The sequence below is a fragment of the Leucobacter chromiiresistens genome, from assembly GCF_001477055.1.
GTDB classification, from domain to species: Bacteria; Actinomycetota; Actinomycetes; order Actinomycetales; family Microbacteriaceae; genus Leucobacter; species Leucobacter chromiiresistens_A.
Window position 1 is genome coordinate 1 of sequence record NZ_LDRK01000054.1, and the last position, 24237, is coordinate 24237.

General features: G+C 71.2%; 21 protein-coding genes and 3 tRNA genes. 13 read left to right on the forward strand and 11 right to left on the reverse strand.

The genetic code is table 11. The features are described from left to right. The first annotated feature begins 84 nt into the window (after positions 1–84). Together pgm and pheA are read left to right on the forward strand one after the other, a co-directional pair. Entirely contained in the window at positions 85–1725 is a 1641-nt protein-coding gene (gene pgm, locus NS354_RS08735) for a phosphoglucomutase (alpha-D-glucose-1,6-bisphosphate-dependent) (protein ID WP_058594147.1), read from the forward strand. A gap of 29 nt (positions 1726–1754) precedes the next feature. Next, a complete protein-coding gene (gene pheA, locus NS354_RS08740; protein ID WP_010155125.1) occupies positions 1755–2714 on the forward strand; it encodes a prephenate dehydratase in 960 nt (319 codons plus the stop codon). Positions 2715–2832: 118 nt separating this feature from the next. On the opposite strand, the gene NS354_RS08745 is transcribed toward pheA, so the two are convergent. Continuing rightward, positions 2833–3831 carry a diacylglycerol/lipid kinase family protein gene (locus NS354_RS08745; protein WP_058594148.1) on the reverse strand — a complete coding sequence of 333 codons (999 nt, stop codon included), beginning with the start codon at positions 3829–3831 and terminating at the stop codon, positions 2833–2835. A gap of 58 nt (positions 3832–3889) precedes the next feature. Between NS354_RS08745 and serS the strand changes: the two genes are divergently transcribed. The 3 genes from serS (at position 3890) to NS354_RS08760 (ending at position 6232) form a co-directional block, all read left to right on the forward strand. Then, positions 3890–5161 (forward strand): serine--tRNA ligase, encoded by a 1272-nt coding sequence (serS, locus tag NS354_RS08750; RefSeq protein ID WP_058594149.1) that lies wholly within the window; start codon positions 3890–3892, stop codon positions 5159–5161. 4 nt (positions 5162–5165) lie between these two features. Continuing rightward, positions 5166–6038: an HAD hydrolase family protein gene (locus tag NS354_RS08755; protein WP_058594150.1), complete on the forward strand. Its 873-nt coding sequence runs from the start codon at positions 5166–5168 to the stop codon at positions 6036–6038. Positions 6039–6141: 103 nt separating this feature from the next. Beyond that, positions 6142–6232 (forward strand) — tRNA-Ser (locus NS354_RS08760). Positions 6233–6310: 78 nt separating this feature from the next. Here NS354_RS08760 and NS354_RS08765 read toward each other — a convergent pair. The 4 genes from NS354_RS08765 to NS354_RS08780 all read right to left on the reverse strand — a co-directional run bounded on the left by NS354_RS08765 (position 6311) and on the right by NS354_RS08780 (position 11065). Beyond that, on the reverse strand, positions 6311–6799 hold the full coding sequence (locus tag NS354_RS08765; RefSeq protein WP_082677992.1) for a hypothetical protein: 489 nt from the start codon (positions 6797–6799) through the stop codon (positions 6311–6313). A gap of 46 nt (positions 6800–6845) precedes the next feature. After that, a complete protein-coding gene (locus NS354_RS08770) occupies positions 6846–7295 on the reverse strand; it encodes a hypothetical protein (protein WP_058594152.1) in 450 nt (149 codons plus the stop codon). 345 nt (positions 7296–7640) lie between these two features. Next, a complete protein-coding gene (locus NS354_RS08775) occupies positions 7641–8945 on the reverse strand; it encodes a glycosyltransferase (protein WP_058594153.1) in 1305 nt (434 codons plus the stop codon). Beyond that, positions 8942–11065, reverse strand: coding sequence for a glycosyltransferase (locus NS354_RS08780; protein WP_058594154.1), 2124 nt, complete (start codon positions 11063–11065; stop codon positions 8942–8944). The genes NS354_RS08775 and NS354_RS08780 overlap by 4 nt, the downstream gene beginning before the upstream one ends. A 265-nt stretch (positions 11066–11330) precedes the next feature. On the opposite strand from NS354_RS08780, the gene NS354_RS08785 reads away from it, so the two are divergent. After that, positions 11331–12731 carry a nucleobase:cation symporter-2 family protein gene (locus NS354_RS08785; protein ID WP_430736000.1) on the forward strand — a complete coding sequence of 467 codons (1401 nt, stop codon included), beginning with the start codon at positions 11331–11333 and terminating at the stop codon, positions 12729–12731. Positions 12732–12822: 91 nt separating this feature from the next. Here the strand turns inward: NS354_RS08785 and NS354_RS08790 are convergent, their stop codons facing one another. Continuing rightward, positions 12823–13836 (reverse strand): SIS domain-containing protein, encoded by a 1014-nt coding sequence (locus tag NS354_RS08790; protein ID WP_058594155.1) that lies wholly within the window; start codon positions 13834–13836, stop codon positions 12823–12825. A gap of 85 nt (positions 13837–13921) precedes the next feature. Here NS354_RS08790 and NS354_RS08795 point away from each other — a divergent pair, with 85 nt between their 5' ends. Next, positions 13922–14752, forward strand: coding sequence for a GntR family transcriptional regulator (locus NS354_RS08795; RefSeq protein WP_241490446.1), 831 nt, complete (start codon positions 13922–13924; stop codon positions 14750–14752). 21 nt (positions 14753–14773) lie between these two features. Here NS354_RS08795 and NS354_RS08800 read toward each other — a convergent pair whose 3' ends face one another. The 3 genes from NS354_RS08800 to NS354_RS08810 all read right to left on the reverse strand — a co-directional run bounded on the left by NS354_RS08800 (position 14774) and on the right by NS354_RS08810 (position 17939). Beyond that, on the reverse strand, positions 14774–15871 hold the full coding sequence (locus tag NS354_RS08800; RefSeq protein ID WP_058594156.1) for a LacI family DNA-binding transcriptional regulator: 1098 nt from the start codon (positions 15869–15871) through the stop codon (positions 14774–14776). 31 nt (positions 15872–15902) lie between these two features. Continuing rightward, positions 15903–16823, reverse strand: a complete 921-nt coding sequence (locus NS354_RS08805; protein WP_058594157.1) for a PfkB family carbohydrate kinase — start codon at positions 16821–16823, stop codon at positions 15903–15905. A gap of 120 nt (positions 16824–16943) precedes the next feature. Next, positions 16944–17939, reverse strand: a complete 996-nt coding sequence (locus tag NS354_RS08810) for an SIS domain-containing protein (protein ID WP_058594158.1) — start codon at positions 17937–17939, stop codon at positions 16944–16946. A 293-nt stretch (positions 17940–18232) separates the two neighbouring features. Between NS354_RS08810 and NS354_RS08815 the strand changes: the two genes are divergently transcribed. The 4 genes from NS354_RS08815 to NS354_RS08830 all read left to right on the forward strand — a co-directional run bounded on the left by NS354_RS08815 (position 18233) and on the right by NS354_RS08830 (position 22252). Next, positions 18233–19558 carry an ABC transporter substrate-binding protein gene (locus NS354_RS08815; protein WP_241490449.1) on the forward strand — a complete coding sequence of 442 codons (1326 nt, stop codon included), beginning with the start codon at positions 18233–18235 and terminating at the stop codon, positions 19556–19558. A 69-nt stretch (positions 19559–19627) separates the two neighbouring features. Next, positions 19628–20515: a carbohydrate ABC transporter permease gene (locus NS354_RS08820; protein WP_058594159.1), complete on the forward strand. Its 888-nt coding sequence runs from the start codon at positions 19628–19630 to the stop codon at positions 20513–20515. Then, positions 20512–21396 (forward strand): carbohydrate ABC transporter permease, encoded by an 885-nt coding sequence (locus NS354_RS08825; protein ID WP_058594160.1) that lies wholly within the window; start codon positions 20512–20514, stop codon positions 21394–21396. Before NS354_RS08820 ends, NS354_RS08825 begins: the two co-directional genes overlap by 4 nt. Positions 21397–21406: 10 nt before the next feature. Beyond that, entirely contained in the window at positions 21407–22252 is an 846-nt protein-coding gene (locus NS354_RS08830; protein WP_058594161.1) for a sugar phosphate isomerase/epimerase family protein, read from the forward strand. 135 nt (positions 22253–22387) lie between these two features. On the opposite strand, the gene NS354_RS08835 is transcribed toward NS354_RS08830, so the two are convergent. Next, entirely contained in the window at positions 22388–22951 is a 564-nt protein-coding gene (locus NS354_RS08835) for a hypothetical protein (protein ID WP_193750745.1), read from the reverse strand. 130 nt (positions 22952–23081) lie between these two features. Between NS354_RS08835 and NS354_RS08840 the strand changes: the two genes are divergently transcribed. Next, positions 23082–23153: transfer RNA gene (locus NS354_RS08840), tRNA-Thr, on the forward strand. A 29-nt stretch (positions 23154–23182) separates the two neighbouring features. Then, positions 23183–23259 (forward strand) — tRNA-Met (locus NS354_RS08845). Positions 23260–23510: 251 nt separating this feature from the next. Here NS354_RS08845 and NS354_RS08850 read toward each other — a convergent pair. Continuing rightward, the gene (locus tag NS354_RS08850; protein WP_058594162.1) at positions 23511–24137 is read right to left on the reverse strand and encodes a PepSY domain-containing protein; all 627 of its coding nucleotides are present in this window, start codon (positions 24135–24137) and stop codon (positions 23511–23513) included. Between the last annotated feature and the right edge of the window lie 100 nt (positions 24138–24237).

A 24237-nucleotide genomic window follows, 5' to 3' on the forward strand; every position in this document is an offset into this window, starting at 1 on the left:
CGAGGCGCACGAGCCGCACGAGGCGCACGAGCCGCACGAGGCGCACGAGGCGCCCGAAGCGCCCGCGCCTGGCACACTGGAACCATGCACGAACGAGCCGGTACCGCTGCACGCCCCGAAGACCTGATCGACCTCGACGCGCTGCTCGATGCGTATGCAAAGGTCGTTCCCGACCCGTCGGTCGACGCCCAGCGCGTCGTCTTCGGCACGTCGGGGCACCGGGGCTCCGCGCTGAACGGCTCCTTCAACGAGGCCCACATCGCGGCGATCAGCGCCGCCATCGCCGAGTACCGCGCCGCGCAGGGCATCGCCGGGCCGCTCTTCATCGGCGCCGACACGCATGCGCTCTCCGCCCCGGCCGAGCGCACCGCCATCGAGGTGCTGCTCGCGGCCGGGGTGCGCGTGCTCGCGACGGCCGGCGAGGGCGACGCCGCCTTCGTGCCGACGCCCGCGCTCAGCCACGCGATCCTGCGCTACAACCGCGGCCGCGACGCCGACGACCCGGGCCGCGCCGACGGCATCGTGGTGACGCCGAGCCACAACCCGCCGAGCGACGGCGGCTTCAAGTACAACCCGCCCCACGGCGGCCCGGCGGGCGGCGACGCGACGGGCTGGATCGCCGACCGCGCGAACGCGCTGCTCGAATCGGGGGCCGTCATCGCGCGCGCCGACGACGCGGCCGTGCGGTCGGTCGAGCGCTTCGACTTCCTGAACGCGTACGTCGACACCCTCGGCGAGGCGATCGACCTCGACGCGATCCGCGCCGCACGGGTGCCGCTGGCCGTGCACCCGCTGGGCGGGGCGAGCGTCGCGTACTGGGCGGCGATCCGCGACCGGCTCGGCATCGAGCTCACCGTGCTCGGCCCCGGCGTCGACCCGAGGTGGGGGTTCATGCACCTCGACTGGGACGGGAGGATCCGCATGGATCCCTCCTCGGCGCACGTCATGTCGACGGTCGATGCGCACCGGGGCCCGTTCGCGATCATCGCGGGCAACGACGCCGACGCCGACCGGCACGGCATCGTCACCGCCGACGGCCTCATGAACCCGAACCACTACCTCGCGGTCGCGATCGACTACCTGCTCGCGCACCGGCCCGACTGGTCGCCCGCCGCCGGCATCGGCAAGACGCTCGTCTCGTCGGGCATCATCGACCGCGTCGTCGCGTCGCACGGCCGCGAACTGCTCGAGGTGCCCGTGGGCTTCAAGTGGTTCGTGCCCGGCCTCGCCGACGGCAGCGTCGTGTTCGGCGGCGAGGAGAGCGCCGGGGCGTCCTTCCTCTGCCGCGACGGCAGCGCGTGGAGCACCGACAAGGACGGGATCCTGCTCGCCCTGCTCGCCGCCGAGATCCAGGCCGTCACGGGCCAGTCGCCCTCCGAGCGCTACCGCGAGCTCACCGACCGCTTCGGCGACCCCGCGTACGCGCGCGTCGACGCCGCCGCGACGCCCGAGCAGAAGGCGCGGCTCGGCGCGCTCTCGCCCGACGACGTCGACGACACGGAGCTGGCGGGGGATCCCATCACCGCGATCCTCACCGAGGCGCCCGGCAACGGGGCGCCCATCGGCGGGCTCAAGGTGCAGACCGAGCACGCCTGGTTCGCGGCGCGGCCGTCGGGCACCGAAGACGTGATGAAGATCTACGCCGAGTCGTTCCGCGGCCCCGAGCACCTCTCCGAGGTGCAGGCGGCGGCGCAGGCGCTCGTCGGGCGCGTGCTGGGCGACTGACGGGCTGCCGCGCCGGTACGCTAAGAGGCATGTCGCACGCCTCGCCCGCCCCCCGTCGGTACTCCTACCTGGGACCTGCGGGAACGTTCACCGAGGCGGCGCTGCGGCAGGTGCCCGAGGCGGAGGGGCAGGAGTGGCGCCCCGTCGAGAACCTCGGGGAGGCGCTCGGCGATGTGGTCTCGGGCGCGAGCGACGCCGCGATGATCGCCATCGAGAACTCGATCGACGGCGGCGTGACGGTGGCGCAGGACGCGCTCGCCACGATGCCCGGGCTGCGCATCATCGGCGAGTACCTCGTGCCCGTGCGCTTCGTGCTCGTGGCGCGCCCCGGCACGGCGCTCGCCGACGTGAACGTGGTGTCGGGCCACCCCGTCGCCTACGCCCAGTGCCGGGCCTGGCTCGACGGGGCGGCGCCCACGCACCGGCACCTCGTCGCCACGTCGAACGTGCAGGCGGCAGCCGATCTCTTCGACCCGGCCAAGGGCATCGACGCCGCCATCGCGCCGCCCGGCATCGAGGCGCACTACGACGTCGAGGTGCTCGCCGAGGGCATCGCCGAGAACCCCGACGCCGTCACCCGGTTCGTGCTGGTGAGCCGCAGCGTGCCGGTGGGGGAGCCGACCGGAGCCGACAAGACGTCGCTCATGGTCGAGCTGCCTGAGGATCGGCCGGGTGCGCTGCTCGACCTGCTCGAGCAGTTCGCCGCGCGCGGCGTGAACCTCACCCTGCTCGCGTCGCGCCCGATCGGCGACCGGATGGGGCGCTACCGCTTCGTGATCGACGCCGAGGGGCACGTGAAGGACGAGCGGGTCGCCGATGCGCTGCTCGGGGTGAAGCGGTTCAGCCCCAAGGTCGTGTTCCTCGGCTCGTATCCGCGTGCCGACCGCGTGGCGGCCACGATCCGAGATCTGCACGACGACGACACGTTCCGCGACGCCCGCGACTGGCTGCGCGGCGTCATCGAGGGCACGCGCGACGGGGACGCGTAACGCCCTCCCGCCGATACGCCCGAGCTTCGCCCGCGCCCGAGCTTCGCCCGCGCCCGAGCTTCGCCCGCGCCCGAGCTTCGCCCGCGCCCGAGCTTCGCCCGCGCCCGCGCCGCCCGAGCTACGCCCGAGCCCGCCACTCGGGCAGCACGCGCACGACGAGGGCGCCCGGGTCCACGTCGCCGCTCACCGCGAGGGCGACCCCGAAATCGTCGCCGTCGAGCTGCACCGGCTCGGGCTGCGCCACGGCCAGCGCGTACCGCTCGGCGCGCAGGTACGAGACGCTGCGCGTGTCGCGCACGAGGTCGATGATGCGGCGCCCCGCCCGCGTGCGGCGCAGCACCCCGTTCTCCCACCCGATCTTGCGCCAGATGCGCAGCCAGGCGAACCGGCCGAGCGGGTGCAGGGCGACCACGTCGAGTCTGCCGTCGTCGAGGCGGGCGTCGGGGATGAGCAGGACGCCGCCGGGCATCAGCCCGCAGTTGCCGATCATCACCGTGTAGACCGAGAGCGGCTGCACGGGCGAGCGGTCGACGGAGTAGTGGATCTGCAGCGGGCGGTCGGAGATCATGGTGCGCACCCCGGCGTCCACGTAGGCGAGCCACCCGAGCCGCTTCTTGAGCGTCGCCTTCGTGGCCGAGATGGCGCGCGCGTCGAGGCCCATCCCCGCGAGCACGAGGAAGACGTGCTCGCTCTCCGATTCGTCTGCGCGCACGATGCGCACGATGCCGAGGTCGATGGCGCGGTTGCGACCGGTGAACGCTGCGCGCACGACCTCGTCGAGCCGGTTCAGCGGTGCGCCCAGGTTTCTCGCGAGCAGGTTGCCGGTGCCCTGCGGCACGATGGCGACGGGGATCCCGCTGCCCCTGAGCGCCTCGGCCACGGCCCGGACCGTGCCGTCGCCCCCGCTCGCGAGCACGACGTTCGCACCGTCGGCGATCGCCTGGCGCGCGGCTGCCACCCCGGCGTCGTCGGCCGCCGTCTCGTACCAGCGCGTCGCCCCCCACGCGGCCGCGCGCTCGTGCTGCGCGACGGCCGCGCGCAGCGCCGGCAGGTCGGTCTTGAACGGCTGGTACACGACCGCGGCCCACGGGATGTGATGCGACCGGGTGCCTGGCATGCGTCCAGCGTAGCGTCGGGCGGCCCGCCGCAGCCTGGGCGCGGGTAAGCTGGAGCGCGTGATCGATCCAGTCCTCCTCCGCAACGATCCCGAAGCCGTGAAGCGCTCGCAGCGCGCCAGAGGAAACGACGAGGCGGTGGTCGACGAGGCGCTCGCCGCAGACGCGAGTCGCCGCGCCGCCCTCGGCGAGTTCGAGTCGCTGCGCGCCGAGCAGAACGAGTTCGGCAAGCAGGTGAAGGCGGCCTCGAAGGAGGAGAAGCCGGAGCTGATCAAGCGGGCGCAGCAGCTCGCCGCCTCGGTGAAGGCGGCCGACGCCCGCGCGAAGGCGGCGGAGGCCGAGTTCGAGGCCGTGTCGCTGCGCATCGAGAACCTCGTGATCGAGGGCGTGCCGTCGGGCGGCGAGGAGAACTTCGTCACGCTGCGCGAGGTCGGCGAGCGGCCCGACTTCGACTTCGAGCCCCGCGACCACCTCGAACTGGGCGAGATGCTCGGCGCGATCGACATGGAGCGCGGCGCCAAGGTGTCGGGAGCGCGCTTCTACTTCCTCCGCGGCGTGGGCGCACGGCTCGAGCTGGCGCTCATGAACCTGGCGCTCGACCGGGCGCTGCACCACGGCTTCACCCCGCTCATCACGCCCACCCTCGTCAAGCCCGAGATCATGCAGGGCACCGGGTTCCTGGGCGAGCACGCCGACGAGGTCTACCACCTGCCCGCGCAGGATCTCTTCCTCACCGGCACCAGCGAGGTGGCCCTCGCGGGCTACCACGCCGACGAGATCATCGACGTCTCGGGCGGCCCGATCCGCTACGCGGGATGGTCGACGTGCTACCGCAGCGAGGCCGGCTCGCACGGCAAGGACACGCGCGGCATCCTCCGCGTGCACCAGTTCAACAAGCTCGAGATGTTCGTCTACACCGACCCGGCCGAGGCGGAGACCGAGCACGAGCGCCTCGTCGGCTGGCAGGAGGAGATCCTCCAGGCCCTCGGCCTGCACTACCGCGTCATCGACGTCGCCGCCGGCGACCTCGGGTCGAGCGCGGCGCGCAAGTTCGACATCGAGGCGTGGGTGCCGACGCAGGACGCCTACCGGGAGCTGACGTCGACGAGCAACTGCACCACGTACCAGTCGCGACGCCTCTCGACGCGCTACCGCACCGAGAGCGGCAAGACCGCCGCCGTCGCGACGCTGAACGGCACGCTCGCCACCACGCGGTGGATCGTCGCCATCCTCGAGACGCACCAGCAGGCCGACGGCAGCGTGATCGTGCCCGAGGCGCTGCGCCCCTACCTCGGCGGGCTCGACGTGCTCACCCCGATCGCGGGGGCGTGAGCCGGTGAGCGCCTCCACCCGCATCCCCGCCGCCGAGCGGCACCTCATCGCGCTCGACATCGACGGCACCGTGCTGAGCCACGGCTTCGGGGAGGGCGCCGGCGACGACGCGGACGGCGGGCACATCGACCCCGAACTGGCCGACGCGATCCTCGCCCTGCACGAGATGGGGCACGAGGTCGTCATCGCCACCGGCCGTTCCGTCGACGCGACGCTGCCGATCGTGGAGCGGCTCGGGATTCGCCCCGAGTGGGTCGTCTCGGCCAACGGGGCGGTGACGCTGCGCCGCGACCCGCTCGCCCACCGCGCGTACCGCCGCGAGTTTGTGGAGGCCTTCGACCCGAGCGACGCGCTGCGGAAGATCCGCACCCAGCTCGTCACGGCGCGCTTCGCCGTCGAGCTCGCCGACGGCGGGTTCCTCTACACCGATGACATCCCCACGGGCACGCTGCCCGCGCGGCAGCGGCGCGTGCCGTTCGAGCAGCTGCTCGGCGTGCAGGCGTCGCGCGTCGTCGTCGTGTCGCCCGATCACCGGCTCGAGGAGTTCCTCGACGTGGTGAGCACGCTCGGCCTCACCCACGTCTCGTACGCCGTCGGCAGCACCTCGTGGCTCGACATCGCCCCGCACGGGGTGACGAAGGCGAGCGCGCTCGAGGTGGTCGCATCGCACCTCGGCATCGACGGATCGCGCGTCTTCGCCGCGGGCGACGGGCGCAATGACATCGAGATGCTGCAGTGGGCGGCGAAGCGCGGCGATGCGGTCGCGATGGGGCAGGCCATCGACGATGTGCGGGCCGTCGCGAGTCGCGTGACGGGAACGATCGACGAGGGCGGGCTGCTGACCGCGCTGCGCGACCGGTTCCCGGTGCTGGGGTAGCGGATTGGAGCGCGGATCCCGGGGGCTGCGTGCGCCAGCCGCGCCGTCGGTTCGCCCGCGCCGCCGTCGGTTCGCCCGCGCCCCGTTTGCTAAGCTCGTGCGCGGAGGGTTGTCCGAGCGGCCGAAGGAACTTGTCTTGAAAACAAGCACTGGGTAACCCCCAGTCAGGGGTTCAAATCCCCTACCCTCCGCCATCTTCCCGGGCCCGTCGCCGAGCGGCGGGCCCGTTCTGCGGGCTCGCGCGCGAAGCGCGTGCGCGGTGCGCCCGGGTGTCAGGCTCGGGCGTCGTTCATCGCCTCCTGCACTAATCGCCCGAGTTCCTCCGCGCTCTCGAAGTGCACGCCTTCGCGGTACGCGTCGTCGATCGGAGCGTACGCGCCGCTTCGCTCCCGCTCTTCGGGGGAGATATTGGCCGAGGTGGGCGGCGCGACCGCGTATCGGGAATACACTGAAACCGACTTCGACCCTTTCGTGTATTGCTTCCAGTTCCGGACGCCCGCCCATGCGTAGAGTTCGTCGAGCGTCGGCCGGCTGCGGAGTTCATCCGCGGAGTACACATCGTATGTCGATCGTTCGAGCCCATCGAGAATGGCTTGCCCGAGAATTACCGCGTCCTCGAGGCCGGCCAGCACGATGGGAAAGCCGTCGGTGATCCACGCTCCCGTATGTGGCTGCGATAACACCTCGATGAATACTCGACCGTCCGGTCGGAGCATGATCGAAACGTTGTGCGGGGTTACGGGGAGACTTCCGGCGTCCATGCGACACCTTTCTGCTTTGCCTGGCGGGTTGATGCTTCGGGCGGCGTCAGGCACGGGCGACCTTCATTGCCTCCTGCACCAGTCGCCCGAGTGCTTCTGCGCTCTCGAAGTGCACGCCTTCGCGGTACGCGTCGTCGATCGGAGCGTACGCGCCGCTTCGCTCCCGCTCCTTGGGGGAGATGTTCGCCGAGGTGGGCGGCCCGACCGCGTATCGGGCGTGCACGGAAACGGCCTTCGACCCTTTCGTGTATTGCTTCCAGTCCCGAGCTCCGGCCCACTTCAGCACTTCCCGCGTCACTGGGTTGTTGCGAGGGTCAGGATTCGCGATGACCCGCCAGGTCGAGCGTTCGAGAGCGTCCAGGATGGCCTTCCCCAAGCGCTCGGCGTCGTCGATGCCGGGGATCACATCGGGTACGCCGTTCAGCGTCCACGTTCCCTGAACCGGGCGAGAATACACCTCGATGAACACCCGCCCGTCCGGCCGCAGCATGACCACGATGTCGTGGGGATTACCGGGAGATTCTCAGCGTCCACCTCCGCCACGCGTGTCGCGACCCGCTCGATCCCCGAATCGGCGGCATCCGCCGCCGCATCGATGCGCGCGCCCTCCGCCGCGAGGTGCTCGGGTTCGACGTGGATGCGCATGAGGGGAAGCTAACGGAAGCCGGCTCGCATCTCCGGTCCGCTCCCAGTCAGTGGGCCGGAGCGTCTCGGCGCCCGTGCGCTCGCAGAGCCGGGCCGGGCCTGGTCGGGCCGGCCCGGGACCCCTGACGAGCGGCGCGACGAGGATCGCGGCGGCCCGACCGACCACCACCCCATCGACGCGCCGCCGCGCGCGGAACTACGCGCGCACCCGCTGCCGGGCGGCGTACGCCGCCTCGGCGCTGCGCCGGCTCTCGGCGAGCGCCTCGTCGAGGGTGCGGCGCGCGGGGCGCCGTTCGAGCATCGCCGCGACCGCGTCGCGCACCTCGGCCGCCGTCGCCTCGTTCGGTGCGAGCGCGACGGCCAGGCCGGCCCGTTCGAGCGCCTCGGCGCCGGCGAACTGGTCGGTGGAGAAGGGCAGCACGACGAGCGGGGCGCCGAATGAGAGCGCCTCGGTCACGCTGTTGTTGCCGCCGTGCGTCACGGCGACGGCGGCGCGTTCGAGCAGCGTCACCTGCGGCAGGAACTCCTGCACGAGCCAGTCGGCGGGAACTTCTCCGAGCGCCGCGCGATCCGACGATCCGTGGGCGATCGCGGCCCGCACGCCGAGCTCGCGCAGGGCGTCGGCCACCGTGCGGAGCACGTCGGCGCGCACCGAGAGGAAGCTGCCGAAGCTGACGTACACGAACGGCGTCTCGCTCGCGTCGAGCCAGCGCTGCACCGCGTCGTCGGCCTGCTCGGGGCGCAGCGACGAGCCGATGCAGGTGTGCGGGGGCAGCATCGCGCGGCGCGACTCGGGCACCAGCTGCTCGGGGTAGTTGTAGACGAGGTGGTCGCCGTGCTCCGCGAACGCGTCGGTCGCGGGCGGCGCCGTCGGGTCGAGCTCGGCGAGCGCGCGGTTCCACTCGTCGGTGAACGAGACGCTGACGCGCGCGCAGAGCGCTCGCAGGTCGTCGAGCTGCTCGGCGCTCGGGTCGAAGGCCGCGGGCCACGTCGACGGATACCCGTACAGCTCGCCGGCTGCGGGCAGGGGCAGGGCGGTGGGGTGGCCGAGCACCATGTCGATGTGGTCCATGCCGCCCGCGCGCAGGGCGAGTCGGGCGCTGAACGCGAGGTGATCCACCACGATCTCGTCGGGCTGCACCTCGGCGACGATGTCGAGCACCCGGCGGGCCGTGTCGACCGGGCGCCACATGAGATCGTGCAGGCGCGCCCGGGCCTGGAACGCGAGCGTCTCGATCATGCCCGCGCGCGTGGCGTCGAAGAAGCCGCGCAGCACGTCGTCTTCGCCGCGGGGCTGCTGCTCGGCGCGGATCGTGCCCGGGTTGGAGCCCTTGCCGAGGCTGAGCGGCACCTGCTCGTACCCGAACGACTCCACGATGTGCGCGGTGGCCGGGCCGGTGGCCACGACGACGCGGTGGCCGTGGTCGCGCCAGACCTGCCCGATCGACGCCAGCGGGTAGAGGTGCGACGCGTAGTCGGGGCTGATGATGAGCAGGGTCATGCGTGCTGATCCGATTCTGTGCTGAGCGGTGCGGCGGCGCGGCGCTCGTGCGCGGCGCGGTAGATGCCGGCGAGGGTGCGGGCCATGGTGTGGATGGAGAACCGTTCGGAGACGAGGGCGCGCGATGCGGCGGCGCGGGCGTCGGGCTCGTCGGCGGCGCGGGCGAGGCCGGTGGCGATCGCGGCACGCAGCCGCCCGACGTCGGAGGTGTCGACGAGCACGCCGGTGCGGCCCGATTCGACGTACGTGGCGGGGCCGCCGCGCAGGGGCGCGATGACGAAGACGCCCGCGGCCATGGCTTCGAGGATCGCCAGGCCGAATTCCTCCTTCATGCTGCCGCAGACGTAGACGCCGTGGGGCGCTGCGAGACCGGGGATGCCGAAGCGCGCTGCGGCGACCCAGCGCGCAGCCGTCTCGTTGGGGCGGTGGCCGACGAGCAGCAGGCCCTGCGCGGCACGTTCGGCCGGGTCCACGAGGGCGTCGATGCGCGCGATCTGCTCGGCCTCGTCGGCGGAGGGTCGGGCGAGGTTGCCGCCCACGATCAGCAGATTGCAGTGCTCGCGCACCTCGGGGTCGGCCCACGCCTCGACGATCGACGACATGCCCTTCACGCGGTGCAGGCGGCCCACGCTGACGAGCAGGGGCAGGCCGCGGCGGTGGGCCGGGAGTGCGCGCAGCAGCTCGGCGAGCTCGGCGAGCACGGGCTCGGGATCGGCGCCCTGCGCGACGGCGCGGGCCTCGTCGACCGCCGCGTCGATGACGCCGATGTCGATGCCCTCGGCGACCGGGGTGTACTGCGCGGCGTCGTCGATCTCGATGCCGACGAGTCGCTGCAGGTCGGCGCGCAGCCGCTCGCGCGGCATGAGCACGGTGTGGTCGGCCCGCCGGGCGAGGTCGCGCACGAGGCGGGCGCGGAACCAGTAGCGGTCGCGCGCGTCGTGCTCGCCGAAGTTCTGCCGCGTGAGTGCCCCGGAGTGCTCGAGCGATTCGATGAGCGCGTGCGGGTCGGGGGCGGCGGTGAAGATCACGGGGATGCCGAGTGCGTTCGCCACGTCCCACGCCGCGAACGTGCCGACGTCGGCCATGCGCAGATGGATGGCGTGCACCGGGCCGTGCTCGGCGAGCGCGCGGGCGATGCCCCGGCGTGCGGCGACGAAGTTCGACCACGTGTCTTCGACGCTCGCGGCGGCGACGGGCAGGTGGATCGGCGCGTACGCGTGCCGGCTCGGCTGGTCGGCCGCGGCCTCGGCAGTGTGCGCGGAGTCGGCGCCGCGCGACAGGGTGAGCACGCGGCCGACGGCCGCCGGCGCGGACGCGGCGCGGTCGCTCCGGCCGCCGTCGCTAGGGGCGTCGCCGATGAGGGCGTCGCCGAGGCGCACGAGCAGGGTGGCGATGCCGCCGTTGTTGCCGCTGCCCACGGTGCGGAGACCGGCGTCGATGTCAGCGCCGAGGAAGAGCTGGGCGATGGTCAGCTCGGCGTGCGCCCCGCGGCTGTCCGACCCCGCCGCGTACTCGCTGCCGAGCGCGAGGGCATCGCCGAAGCGGGCATCGTCGAGCGCGTCGCGCGCGGCTTCGCGCACGGCGGCGTCCTCGCCGGGGTCGTGCGCCGCGCGGTCGAGATGGGGGAGCGCACGCGGGTCGCGGATCAGGCCGAGCGTCTCGGTGAGCCGACGGCGCACGGGCGCGTCGGTGCGCGTGCGCAGCGCGTCGGTCAGGTGCTCGACGACGGCTTCCGGGGCGTCGTCGCCCCAGGCTTCGAGGGTGCGCTGCGCGATCATGCCGCCGAATCCGCCCGCGATGACGAGCTCGACGAGCGGGGGGATCGCGGTGGCGCGCGGGCGTCGGAGCTCGAACGCCCACGCGGAGTGCTCCCGCAGGAAGGGGCGGGGATCGCGGAGTGCGGCCTCGAGTACGTCGGCCGCGGCTGCATCGTCGACGTGGGCGGCCGCGTGCACGGCGGCGATCGCGACGGCCTGGTCATCGCCCGCGATCGCTGCGCGCAGGGCCTCGAGGGCGGCGGGGTCGTGCGCCGCGGCCTGCGCGAGCCGCTCCTCGTTCTGCATCACCTGCGTGAGCGTGCCGGTGTGCAGCATCTCCCGCACCTCTTCTGCGACTGCCATGCGGCACCTACGATCCTGGGGGTTGTTGCGGGTGTCTCTTAATTTTTAAGCATATATGTGTTTTACACAAGTTCTGAGTTATTCTTTCTCCGGAACAGCACACGACGGGTCGGGAAGCGGCGAGATCGCCTTCGATCGGTCTCTACCGAGAGTTGAGTCAACGACCGTGAACCCCCGAACCGAACGCAGGGCCGCGCGGCGCAGCCGCAGCGGCACCGATCCCCGAACCTCCGGCGCCGCGGCAGCCGACACCGCGGCAGCCGACATCGCGGCAGCCGACACCGCGGCAGCCGACACCGCGGCATCCGACGCGGCAGCTCGCGCGGCAGGATCCGGGCACGGCGCGCCCCGGCCGGAGGACGAGCGCCTGCACTGGTCGAAGAACCTCGCCCACGGCATGCAGCACGTGCTCAGCATGTACGGCGGCATCATCGCACCGCCACTGATCATCGGCACCGCCGCGGGGCTGAGCAGCGCCGAGATCGGCGTGCTCATCGCCAGCTGCCTCTTCATCGGCGGCCTCGCGACCATCCTCCAGTCGGTCGGCCTGCCGTTCTTCGGCAGCCAGCTGCCGCTCGTGCAGGGCACGTCGTTCGCCTCCGTGGCGACCCTCGTCGCCATCGTCGGCGGGGGAGGGGGCATGCCCGCCGTCTTCGGCGCCGTGCTCGGAGCGGCGCTCATCGGCCTGCTCATCGCCCCCTTCTTCGCCAGGATCGTGCGGTTCTTCCCCCCGGTGGTCACCGGGGTCGTGATCACGACGATCGGGGTCTCCCTCATCCCCGTCGCGGCACGGTGGGCGATGGGCGGATCTGCGACGGCCGACGACTACGGCAGCGTCGGCAACATCGCGCTCGCCGGAGCCACGCTGCTCATCGCACTCGTGCTCTCGCGGGTGCGCGCCTTCGGCGTCAACCGCATGGCGATCCTGCTCGCACTCCTGCTCGGCACCCTCATCGCCTGGATCGCGGGCAAGACCGACTTCTCGTCCGTGGGCGACGGGGCCGTCTTCGCGATCCCCCGGCCGTTCGCCTTCGGGCTGCCCGTGTTCGAGATCAGCGGCATCATCGCGATGGTCATCGTCGTGCTCGTCATCCTCACCGAGACGACGGCCGACATGCTCGCCGTGGCCCAGATCACCGGCTCCAGGGTCGATTCCCGCCGCATCGCCGACGGGCTGCGCGCCGACATGCTCTCGAGCGCCGTGGCGCCCGTCTTCAACACGTTCACGCAGAGCGCCTTCGCGCAGAACGTCGGGCTCGTCGCGATCTCGGGCGTGAAGAGCCGCTTCGTGGTGGCGACGGGCGGCGCGATCCTCGTACTGCTCGGCCTGCTGCCGGTGCTCGGCCGCGTGATCGCCACGCTGCCGATGGCGGTGCTCGGCGGTGCGGGCATCCTGCTCTTCGGCACGGTCGCGGCCTCCGGCATCCGCACGCTCGGCAAGGTGCACTACGAGAACAACGCCAACGTGCTGATCGTCGCCGCCTCGCTCGCAATCGGCTGCATCCCGGTGGTCGCGCCCGACTTCTTCGACGCGTTCCCCACCTGGTTCAGCACCATCTTCCACTCGGGCATCAGCTCGGCGGCGATCACCGCGGTCGTGCTCAACCTGCTCTTCAACGAAGTCGGGCGCCGGCGACGGCACGCCGAGCGCGAGCGTTTCGCCTGAACCCGAGGGAATCGTCGGCGTCGAATCCCTCGGTCTCGCGGCGACCCCTCGGTCTCGGCGTGGCGGCGTGGCGGCGCGGGCGCGCGGCGCCTCAGAAATCGCCCTTCTTGTAGTACCGGCGAATCGTGAGGTCGTGGTCGCGCACCCGCTCGAGGTGTGTGCTGAGCCGCTCGAGCACCGCGGCCAGCACGATCGGCGAGACGAGGGCGCGCACGCGGTCGCTCAGACCGGAGAGCGCGAAATCACGGGTGTCGATGATTCTGAGCTTGCGGGTGACGGTGCGCGCGAAGCGCGTGACACGATCGGTCAGCGGCCGCTGCTCGTCCTCGCCGGCGAGGATGAACACGCTTGTGTCGGCCTCGAGCAGTTCGAGGGTGCCGTGGAAGAAGTCGGAGGCGTGCACCGGGCGCGTCCAGATCCACTGCATCTCCTCGAGGATGCACATGCCGTAGTACATCGCCTCGTACCAGGATCCGCCCGCGCCGGTGATGATGTGGTGCTGCTCGTCCGCGATCTCGGCGGCCAGCGCCTCGGCTCTGGGCTCGAACGCGCGCTTCGCGTCGACCAGCAGCTCGGGCAGGAAGGCGAGCTCGGCGACGACCGCCTCGTAGTCGTCGATCTCGCCTCTGGCGTCCATGATGCCGAGGGCGAGCAGCAGCGACTGCAGACCGAAGTTCTCGCTGGAGGTCGGGTCGGCGCAGCGGTTCGAGAACGAGATGTCGGCCAGCTCGGCGATGGGCGTTGCGGGGTCTGCGGTGAGGCCGAGTACGGTGGCCCCTCGCGACTGCGCGAAGCGGATGGCCGCCAGTGCCTCATGCGTAGTGCCCGAGACCGAGGGGAAGACGGCGAGGGACTGCGGCCCGAGGTGCGCGCTGCCGGAGTGGACGATCTCGGCGCTCATCTCGATGTGCACGGGCAGGGAGGATCGGGTCTGCAGCAGGCGCGCCGCCGGCAGCATGAGGAAGTTCACACCGCCCGCGCCCATGAAGAAGAGGTTGCGGCCGCCGGCGTCGAACCAGGAGCGGGCGGTGTCGCGGAGGGCGGGGGCGAGGGCCACGGCTCCGCGCTGCACGGCGAGGTACGCCTCGGGATCGAACTTCAGCATCGTTGCTCCTGTCTGTGCGCGACGTTCATTGTCTGACAACTATCGTAAAGAACAGACAATACTCGCGCAATACTCGATTCCCCGGGTGATCGGCCCTCCGTCGCTATGCTGGGCGGCAGAAGGCGGCGCCCCGAACGGGCGGCGCACACACCGAGTCGAGGGAGGCGGCACGCTGTCCGACACATCCGCGGAGCCCGCGGGACGCGAGAGTGCGGTCGACCGGGCGCGCCGGCAGATCACCGCGCTCATCGATCAGCTGGACCTGCGCCCCGGCGATCGGCTGCCCACCGAGGCGACCCTGACCGGGCGCCTGCAGACGTCGCGGTCGACCGTGCGCGAGGCCTTCAGGCAACTCGAGCAGACGGGGCTCGTCGTCGCGGTGCAGGGGCAGGGGCGCTTCCTCTCCGCGACGGGCGGCCTGCGGGTCGAGCGGCCGATGACGCAGTACGAGAGCATCACCGAGGTGCTCACCGCGCGCGGGTACCGCGTATCCAGCGCCGTGCTCAGCGTCGCCGAAGCGGCCGCCGGGCCCGAAGCAGCCGCCGCCCTCGAGATCGAGGTGGGCGCGCCCGTCATTCGACTCGTCCGGATCCGCTTCGGCGACGACCGACCCCTCGTGGTGAGCGAGAACACGGTGCCGCGCGAGTTGCTCCCCGGCCCCATCGCGCACCGCGACTGGGGCGGCTCGCTGACGGCCGCGCTCGCCGCGCACGGCGAGTACGTGCAGACCGCGCTCGCGACGGTGTCGGCGGTGGATCTGCCGGCCGAGTGGGAGGAGCCGCACCACCTCGCGGGCATGGGGCCGTGGCTGCTCGTCACCGAAGTGGGGCTCAGCATCTCCGGCCGCCGTGTGCTGCACGCGAAGGACTACCACCGCGGCAGCGAGATCTCGTTCACCGTGCTGCGGCAGCGCTGACGGCGGCGCGGAGCCCCCGATTCAGCGCTCGTCGGGGGCGGGCGCGACGGAGGCGCGCTCCACGAACTCGGCTGAGAGCTCGCGCTGCACGGCGTGCGACGCCTCGCCGGCCGCGTCGATGCGGCTGAGCAGCAGCTCCGCCGCCTGCCTGCCGAGTTCGAGCATGGGCTGCCGCACCATGGTCAGCGGCGGGTTCATGACGGCGGCCCACGAGCTGTCGTCGAACCCGATGATGGAGACCTGCTGCGGAATCGAAAGGCCGGCATCGCGCAGCGCGTGCAGCGTTCCGGTGAGCGCGTCGGTCTCCGTGCAGAAGAACGCCGTCGGCGCCGCGTCGAGCGCGACCATGCGGGTGACCGCCTCGTACGCGCGCGCCTCGGTCTTCTCACCGAGCATGACGTGGTCGAGGTCGAGGGGGAGCGCTGCGTCGTCGAGCGCATCGAGGTAGCCCGCGAGCCGCTCGCCGTCCGACCAGAGGTTGCGCCGCGCGGCCTCGACGAGTTCGCGCCGGTACTCGATGCGGCCCGCGACGGGCGGCCCCCAGATGAAGCCGATGCGGGTGTGACCGGCGCGGATGAGCTCTGAGGTGGCGTGCCGGGCCGCAGCGCGGTTGTCGATCACGACGGCGTCGAGGTCGAGCCCGGGGATGAGGCGGTCGAGGAGGACGAGCGGGATGCCCTGCTCGTTCGGGAGCTGCAGGTGAGCGGTGGAGTCGGCGGCGCAGGCGGCCGAGGAGAGGATGATGCCGTCGACGCGCTTGTCGACGAGCACGTTGACGGCGCTGATCTCCTCGTCGAGGTGCTCCGCGGTGCTCAGCACCAGGGCGTCGAATCCGCGAGCGCTCGCCACCTCCGAGATGCCGAGTGCGACGCCGCCGAAGAACGGGTTCGAGATGTCGGCGACGACGACGCCGATGGTGTGGCTCACCCCGGTCGACACGCTCCGGGCGAGCTGGTTGGTGCGGTAGCCGAGCTCGTCGGCGGCGGCGAGCACCCGATCCCGCATCTCGGCGCTGACGTAGCCGTACCCGCCGAGGGTGCGGGCGGCGGTGGCCCGCCCCACTCCGGCGGCCGCAGCGACCTCCGAGATGGTCGGGGCGGAAGGGCGAGGCTTGCCCACGGTCTACCTCCTCGATGCCGGAGCCTCCAGTTTAGAGCCCGCTCGGGGCCGACGCCTCGGGGGCGGTGTAGCGCCGCAGCTCGTCTTCGGGGATCGCCCGACCCCCGCCGAACGCGGATTCGACGAAGCACTGCGCGCGCGATGAGCGGTGACCGGCGCTCAGCGCCGCGAGCAGGTCTTCGGCGCTCGGTCGGTGCCGGCGGCTCCATCCGCGGCTGAGCAGTTCGACGGCGAACCCGGCGACGAATGCGTCCCCGCACCCCATCGTGTCGACGATCGTGGCGGGGTCTGCGATGAGGAGGGTCTCGGCGTGCACGCGGTGCGCCCCGTCGGCGGCGATGGCGCCGTCCGTGCCCCGGGTGGCGAGCGCGATTCCGGCCCCCGCCGCGATCGCCGCATCGAGCAGGCGATGGGTCTCCTCGACGCTCTGCTCGGAGCACGAGAGGAGGGCGAGATCGATGTGGGGGGCGACGCGGGCGAGGTAGGCGTCGGTGCGGAACTCCGGCTCGGACGAGAAATCGAAGCTGACGAGCGCGTCCGTCTCCCGCAGGCGCGCCAGCTCGGGTTCGGTGCGCGAGTAGACGCTCGAGTGCACGAGGTCGAAGCCCGCCGCATAGGCGAGGCGGCCCTCGTCGAGATCGATGGGTGCGCGCACGGTGATGCCGCCGTCGTTCCATTCGAGGAATACGCGCTCGCCGTTGACGACGTTGAGGGTCGAGATGCCGGTCTCGCCGTGTCGCACGACGCAGTGCGCATCGTCGACCCCCGCCGCGGTCACCGCCGCGCGCAGGAAGCCGGCGAGCGGATCGTCGCCGAAGACCCCCAGGTACCCGGCGGTCGCGCCGAGGCGGCGGGCGTAGACGGCGACGTTGACCGCGTTGCCGCCGGGGTAGTCGAGCCGACGGTCGAGAAAGCGGTCGACGATGTTGTCGCCGAAGCCGAGGATCTTCACGGGCGTTCCTCTCAAGCGCGAAGTCGGTGCGCGACGGGCGTCGCGCACCGGGGGAGGGGCGGCCGGGTGCGCGCGTCGCTCGCACGACGCGCGCACCCGGCCGATGCGGGGCTCAGGGGTTCAGTAGTCCATGACCCGGTAGTAGCGGCGGAGGTCGAGCGAGTGGTTGCGCACGCGCTCGAGGTGCTTGCTGAAGCGGCCGACCGCGATGTCGAGCACGATCGGTGCGATGAGCGCGCGGTTCTCGGGGCTGAAGCCGGCGAGCTCGTAGGTGCGGTTGTCGAGCACCGTGACGTCGTTCGAGATGCGCTTGGCGAAGGCTTCGGCGCGATCGGTGAGGGGCCGCGTCTCGTCCTCCCCCTGGAAGATCAGCACGGGCGTGTCGGCCTCGAGCAGTTCGAGCGAGCCGTGGAAGAACTCGGAGGCGTTGACGCGCGTGGTGCGGAGCCACTGCATCTCTTCGAGCACGCACATCGAGTAGAGGTAGGTGAGGCCCCACAGCGGGCCGCCGCCGATGAGGAAGTAGTAGTCGGAATCGGCGTGCGCCTCCGCGAAGGCGCTCGCCTGATCCTCGGTCGCCTTTGCGGCCTCGATCACGGCGTCGGGGAGGTGCACGAGCTCGTCGGCGAGCGAGGTGTAGCCGTCGAATTCGCCGCGGACGTGCATGATGCGGCCGACGAGCAGCAGCAGCTGCGGATCGAAGGGCCACGTCTTCGGCGCGCACACGAGCGCGTGGTCGACGTTCTGGGCGATGGGGGAGTCGCCGATGCCGGTGAAGGCGACGGTGGTGGCGCCCTTGCTCGTGACGTAGTCGATGGCCAGCAGCACGTCTTCGGTGGTGCCCGAGGCCGAGGCGAAGACGGCGAGGGTGCCGGCGCCGAGCCAGGCGTCGCCCGATTCGATGAGTTCGCGGGAGATCGCGGCCCGCACGGGGAGCTTCGAGTGGCGGCGGGCGAGGTACTCGTACGGCCACATCTGGGCGTAGGTGCCGCCCGAGCCGATGAGGAGCACGTTGTCGATGTTCTCGAGCTGATCGACGAGCGCTTCGATCTGCGGGCGCAGCGCGACCGCACTGCTGAGCTGCTCGCGGAGTTCTTCCTCGTTGAAACCGAGCATGGTGAATGTCCTTTCGTGGCGGTCGTGTGGACCGGCCTGATACCGGTATCACGTTCGAGTATCGTGGCACGCCGGCGCTGTGGCCGTCAAGACAGAATGCGACCGAGCTGCCGAACTCGCGCGGAAATACGAAGGAGATTCCCCATAGGTCTTGCGGTGGCACCGCCGTTCGGTCACAATACCTTTCAGGCAGGTGGGACCGGTATCAGGCTGAGCTCAAGCGCAGCCACCCGGCGCCGAACACCACACCTGGCGGGCCGTCGCGCACCTGCGGCGCTCTCGAAGAGGAGGGCATGAATATGCAACGGAAGACAAGATCGGTCATCGTGCTGGCCGCAGCGGCGACCATCGCGCTGAGCGGCTGCGCGGGCGGCGGAGGCGGCGGCGACGCCGTCGACGTCACCGCCGAGCCCGAGTACTCGGGCACGCTCAGCGTGCTCACCAAGTTCGCCGGCGAACCGCTCGAACCCTACTTCCTCGACATCGCGGAGGAGTATCAGAAGCTCCACCCCGACGTCGAGATCGAGTTCATCCAGGAGACCGACCAGTCGGTCAAGGACAAGACGAAGACGCTGACGGCCTCGGGCGCGCTGCCCGACATCTACTTCACCTGGGCCGGCACCTGGGCGCAGAACTTCGTCGAGGGCGGGCTCGCCGCAGACCTCACCGACGTGATCGCGCCCGACACCGAATGGGGCGCGACCTTCGGCGAGGCCTCGCTCGACGCCTTCAAGTTCGGCGACCAGTACTACGGAGTGCCGCTCTACAACAACGGCAAGTTCATGGGCTACAACACCGCGGCGTTCGCGGAGGCCGGCGTCGAAGTGCCGACCACGTTCGAAGAGCTCATCGACACCTGCGGCCCGCTGCGCGACGCCGGCTACGAGCCCATCGCGTTCGGCAACAAGGACGGCTGGCCCGCCCTGCACTACCTGCAGCAGCTCTTCGGGTACAACGTGCCCGCCGATACGCTGCACGCCGACTTCGACCCGGCGACCGCCGAGTGGAGCGACCCCGGCTACATCGAGTCGCTCGAGCAGTTCGACCAGCTCGTCACCGAGTGCACCGACTCCGGCCGCGGCACCAACGGCGTGCTCTACACCACCGCGCAGGAGGCGCTCTCGGGCGGCCGGGCCGCCATGTACTACCAGGAGATCCTCGAATTCGACACCGTCACCGCCGAGGGCGCCGAGCTCACCCCTGAGAACTTCGGCATCTTCAAGCTGCCGGTGCCCGAGGGCGCCCAGGGCGACGCCGACGCGATCCAGGGATCCCCCGAGGGGTACCTCATCAACGCCAAGTCGCCGCGCGCGCCGCTCGCCGTCGACTTCATGCAGTTCGTGACCGAGGAGGCCAACGCCAAGACGCTCTCGTCACCTCCCTACGGGCAGCCGAGCACCGTGGTGGGCGCCGTGACCGAGGAGACGTCGAGCGCCGCCGTCTACAGCGGCATCGAGCAGGTCAACGACGCATCGCAGCTCGTGGTGTGGCTCGACACCGTCACCGTTCCCGAGGTCGCCGACGCCTGGCTCGCCGGAGGCGAGGCGCTCATCAGCGGCGACTCGACCCCCGACGAGATTCTCGCGAGCGTGCAGAACGCGAACTCGATGGCGCAGTGATCAGGAACGGGGCGGTCGAGCTCGCTGCGCTCGACCGCCCCGCCCGATCCCGAACGAACAGGACCTGATATGCAAACGCGCCTCGCATCGCTCCGCGGGCTGCTGTGGCTGGCTCCGGCGATCCTCATACTGATCGCATTCGTCTACCTTCCGCTCGTGCAGAACTTCGGATTCGCGACGAGCGAGTGGGACATCTACTCCGGCACCCAGGAGTTCGTCGGAGCGAAGAACTTCGAGAAGCTGCTGCACGACCCGGTCTTCTGGCGCTCGCTCGGCAACAACCTGCTCTACGCGCTCATGTCGATCGTCTTCCAGGTCGGCGGAGCCCTCGTCATCGCCGCGATGGTGGAGAGCGTCAGGAGTGCCCGTGTGCGCAACTCGCTGCGGGTGATCTACTTCATCCCCTCGGCGATCTCGATCACCGTCTCCGGCCTCCTCTTCTACTTCATCTACGAGCCGAACATCGGCATGCTCAACAGCGCGCTCGGCTTCTTCGGGCTCGACGCACTGGCGCAGCCGTGGCTCGGGCAGGAGAGCACGGCGATGCTCGGGATCATCGCGATGAGCCAGTGGCAGGGGTTCGGATACTCCGCCCTCCTCTTCACGGTCGCGATCCAGCGCATCCCGTCCGAGCTGTACGAGGCGGCCCAACTCGACGGCGTGGGGCCCTTCCGCCGCTTCTTCACGATCACGCTGCCCCTCGTCCGCGAGATGTCGGGCCTCATGATGATCGTCACGATCTCAGGGGCGTTCCAGGTGTTCAACGAGGTGATGGTGATGACGAGCGGCGGCCCGAACAACTCGACGCAGGTGCTCGGCACCTGGCTCTACCGCAACGGGTTCGTGCGCAACGACTTCGGGTACGCGGCGGCGATCGCCGTCGTGATCTTCGTGCTCTCGCTCGGCATCGGCCTCGCGCAACTGTGGTACACACGCAAACGGAGGGTCGAGGTATGAGTACCGAGACGGCAGTGCTGCTGACGGTGCGCCCGCAGCGGCCGCGCATCGGCAGGGCGGGGTTCCTCGGGATCATCGGGCGCGTCTTCGCCTGGTCATTCCTGATCGGGCTCGCCGTGATCGTGATCTACCCGCTGCTGTGGATGATCTTCAACGGGTTCAAGACCAACACCGAGCTCTTCGGCAACCCGTTCGCGCTGCCGCAGCAGTGGAGCTGGGAGAACTACGCGAACGCGTGGAACCGCGGGGTGAGCGACTTCCTCACCACGAGCCTGCTCGTCACGGTCGTCTCGACGATCACCACGGTGCTCGTGAGCGCCTGGGCGGCGTACGGCCTCACACGGGTGCGGATCCCGTTCAGCCCGCTCTGGTCGGGCATCATCCTCGGCGGGCTCATGCTCGCCCCGGCGGTCGCACTCGTGCCCCTCGTCAAGATGTTCCAGGCGCTCGGGCTGTACAACACGTTCTGGGCGCTGATGGTGCTCTACACCGCGTTCCGCATCCCCTTCACCACCTTCCTGATCCGCTCGTACATGATCGACCTGCCGATGGAGGTCGACGAGGCCGCCCAGATCGACGGGGCGAGCCGCTGGACGACGTTCTGGCGGATCATCCTGCCCATGTGCAAGCCCATCCTCGTCTCGACGGTGCTGCTGCACGTGCTCTTCGCGTGGAACGAGTACCTCTTCGCGATGGTGTTCACGAGCAGCGTCGGCGCGCAGACGCTGCCGGTCGGCCTGACCAGCCTCATGAGCAAGCACGGCACCGACTACCCCGTGGTCTTCGCCGGCATGGTGATCGCGGCGGTGCCGGTCGTCGTGCTGTTCCTCGCGTGCCAGCGCTACTTCGTGAAGGGCCTCGCCGATGGGGTCGGGAAGTGAGGGCCGCGCCATGACGATCGAGCTCGCCCGGGTCGCCGGATCCAATTTCTCGTACCAGCACCACCCGCTCGAGCGGTGCTTCGACGACCTCGCGGCTCTCGGCCGCACCGCCGTCGAGCTGTGGGGCGTCGCCCCGCACCTGCACGTGCCGTGGGCGAGCGACGACGACGCGCGCCGGGTGCGCCGCGCGGCGGCCGAGCGCGGGCTCGACATCGTCTGCTTCACGCCCGAGCAGGTGATGTACCCCGTGAACATCGCCTCCCCCGACCGCCGGTTGCGCGCCGAGAGCATCGCGATGTTCCGACGCGCGGCCGAGCTGGCCGCCGAACTCGGCTCGCCGAAGCTGTTCCTGACGCCCGGGCGCGGGTTCGAGCGCGAGCCGCGCGAGGCGGCGTGGCGTCGGTCGGTCGACGCGATCGGGGAGATCGCCGGCCGTGCAGCGGAGCTCGGGGTCGCGTGCCTGCTCGAACCGCTGCAGCGCGTGGAGTCGAATCTCGTGAACACGGCGCGCGACGCCGCCCGGGCGCTCGCCGACATCGGGGCGTCGAACCTGGGCGTCGCGCTCGACACCGTCGCGATGTCGGCGGCGGGGGAGACGGTCGACGAGACCTTCGCCGTGCTCGGCGACCGAGTGCGGCACGTGCACCTGATCGACGGCTCGCCCACGGGCCATCTCGCCTGGGGCGACGGATCGCTCGATCTGCGGGGCATCCTCGCCGCCCTCGAGCGGCACGGCTACTCGGGGTGGATGACGATCGAGCTCTTCGGCGACGGGAGCTACGCGCTCGACCCCCGCCCGGCCCTCGCACGATCGCTCGCGGCGATCGAGGCGGCGCTGCCGTCGCCGGCGCGCTGATCCGCCGCGCCCCAACCGCGCGAGACCGAGGGTTCGCCGCGCCCCAACCGCGCCCCTGCCCGCCGCGCCCCAACCGCGCGAGACCGGGGGTTCGCCGCGAGACCGAGGGGTTCGCCGCTGAAGAATCCCTCGGTCTCAGGCGAAACGCTCGCGCTCGGCGAGATCCGCGCGCTCGGCGAGATCCGCGCGCTCGGCGCGATCTGCGAGCCGGTCCCCCGCGCGCTCGGCGCGATCTGCGAGCCGGTCCTCCGCGCGATCCGCGAGCTCGTCCTCCTCGGGCTTCGGCTCGCGGGCGTCGGCGTGCGCGAACGCGAGGGCGGCGATGGCGAGCGCGAACGCGAGGATGCCGAGCGGGTTGCAGAGCGCGAGCGACATCTCCACGGAGAAGTCGGATCCCGATGCCAGGCTCAGTACGGAGACGAGGTCGTCGCCCACGCGATCCGGCACCGTCAGCCCGAACCCGACGGCGCTGAGCCATGCCAGGATCAGCGAGACGATCGTGCTGCGACTCGTGCGCCGCCCGCGAGCCGCCGTCACCCGCAGCCGGTGCGCCAGCCACAGCTGCAGCCCGGCGAACACGAGCCCGATCGTCGGCACGTACCACCCGGTCAGACTGCCGCCGATGCCGAACGGCCAGCGGCCGACCGACATCCACAGCGCCAGCACCACTCCGACGACCACTACGATCGGGCTCCGCACACCTGCTCCTCATCCGTCCGCCCCGCTTCCGGCGGCGGACCCGCCCGGGCGCACGATTCGCGCCCACCAGATTTCACTTTAGGCGGTGAACAGTGCTATTCTCTAACGGTTGTCATCGCACGGTGGCCGCGCCCCGATAGCTCAGTGGTAGAGCACTTCCATGGTAAGGAAGGGGTCGCCAGTTCAATCCTGGCTCGGGGCTCTGACTCTGCTGGTCTTCCGATCAGGTTTGGCTGAGTAGCTCAGCTGGTTAGAGCGCACGACTCATAATCGTGAGGTCGCGGGATCGAGCCCCGCCTCAGCTACCAGAGTCACGAAGAAGCCCCCTCCTGCGAGGGGGTTTCTTCGTGTTCGGGGCCGGTCGGCGCGCGGTTCCCGCCGCACCGCCGCACGGCGCCGCCGCCGCACCGCCGCACGGCGCCGCCGCCGCACCGCCGCACCGCTGCCGCACCGCCGCACGGCCGCACCGCCGCACAGCCGCAAAGGCGCCGCACCGCCGCACAGCCGCCGCACCGCTGCCGCACCGCCGCACGGCCGCACCGTCGCACAGCCGCCGCGGTCAGTCGTCGATGTCGACCAGCTGACCGGTGAACGCGTCGACGACGGCCTCGCGGTCGGTGCTCGCGAACTCGAACTGGTAGACGAGCCGGCCGTCGGAGAAGCCGAGCTTCCAGCTGCCGACCGGCTCGTCGATCTCGTCGGTCGCCGCGATCATCGCCTCAGCGACGGGCACGACGTCGGACAGCGAGATGGCGGGGTCGGGTACGTCGTCGTGCTCGACGCGCTCGGTGCGCTGATCGAGCACCGACCCGTCTGCGGCGTCGACATCGACGTCGACCTCCTCTGTCGCGGTGACGATCTCGACACGGTAGACGAGGTCCGACTGGCGCGGGGTCAGCTCGATCGACTGCAGGTCGCCGGGGGCGGCGTGCAGCGCGGCGTCCGCCGCCTCCTGCGGCGCGATGTCGGGCACGAACTCCCGAAGGTCGGGGTGCGACGGGGTGGTCTGCTGCGACTCGTCGGCGGTCGGCGACGATGTGGTGTCGGGGGCGGGGCTCGTGGCGGTCGGTTCGGTCGGCGCCGCGTCGCCGCTGCTGTCGCCGCACCCGCTGAGCATGAGGCCGGCGGCGAGAACGGCGGGGATCGCGAGGGCGATCGAGATGGACGTGAATGGTCGGCGGTGCATGAGTGGCTCGATTCCTGGGTCGGTCGTGTCGGGGTGGGTGCAGGGGCGCGCGAGTGCCTGCGCTCCCGCAAGTGTGCGGGGTGCGCGGCGTCGGCACGCG

Coding starts and splice junctions, on each gene's coding strand:
- pgm (WP_058594147.1), top strand. CDS start 85: ATGCACGAACGAGCCGGTACCGCTGCACGCCCCGAAGACCTGATCGAC.
- pheA (WP_010155125.1), top strand. CDS start 1,755: ATGTCGCACGCCTCGCCCGCCCCCCGTCGGTACTCCTACCTGGGACCT.
- NS354_RS08745 (WP_058594148.1), bottom strand. CDS start 3,831: ATGCCAGGCACCCGGTCGCATCACATCCCGTGGGCCGCGGTCGTGTAC.
- NS354_RS08765 (WP_082677992.1), bottom strand. CDS start 6,799: ATGGACGCCGGAAGTCTCCCCGTAACCCCGCACAACGTTTCGATCATG.
- NS354_RS08775 (WP_058594153.1), bottom strand. CDS start 8,945: ATGACCCTGCTCATCATCAGCCCCGACTACGCGTCGCACCTCTACCCG.
- NS354_RS08780 (WP_058594154.1), bottom strand. CDS start 11,065: ATGGCAGTCGCAGAAGAGGTGCGGGAGATGCTGCACACCGGCACGCTC.
- NS354_RS08790 (WP_058594155.1), bottom strand. CDS start 13,836: ATGCTGAAGTTCGATCCCGAGGCGTACCTCGCCGTGCAGCGCGGAGCC.
- NS354_RS08810 (WP_058594158.1), bottom strand. CDS start 17,939: ATGCTCGGTTTCAACGAGGAAGAACTCCGCGAGCAGCTCAGCAGTGCG.
- NS354_RS08815 (WP_241490449.1), top strand. CDS start 18,233: ATGAATATGCAACGGAAGACAAGATCGGTCATCGTGCTGGCCGCAGCG.
- NS354_RS08820 (WP_058594159.1), top strand. CDS start 19,628: ATGCAAACGCGCCTCGCATCGCTCCGCGGGCTGCTGTGGCTGGCTCCG.
- NS354_RS08825 (WP_058594160.1), top strand. CDS start 20,512: ATGAGTACCGAGACGGCAGTGCTGCTGACGGTGCGCCCGCAGCGGCCG.
- NS354_RS08830 (WP_058594161.1), top strand. CDS start 21,407: ATGACGATCGAGCTCGCCCGGGTCGCCGGATCCAATTTCTCGTACCAG.
- NS354_RS08850 (WP_058594162.1), bottom strand. CDS start 24,137: ATGCACCGCCGACCATTCACGTCCATCTCGATCGCCCTCGCGATCCCC.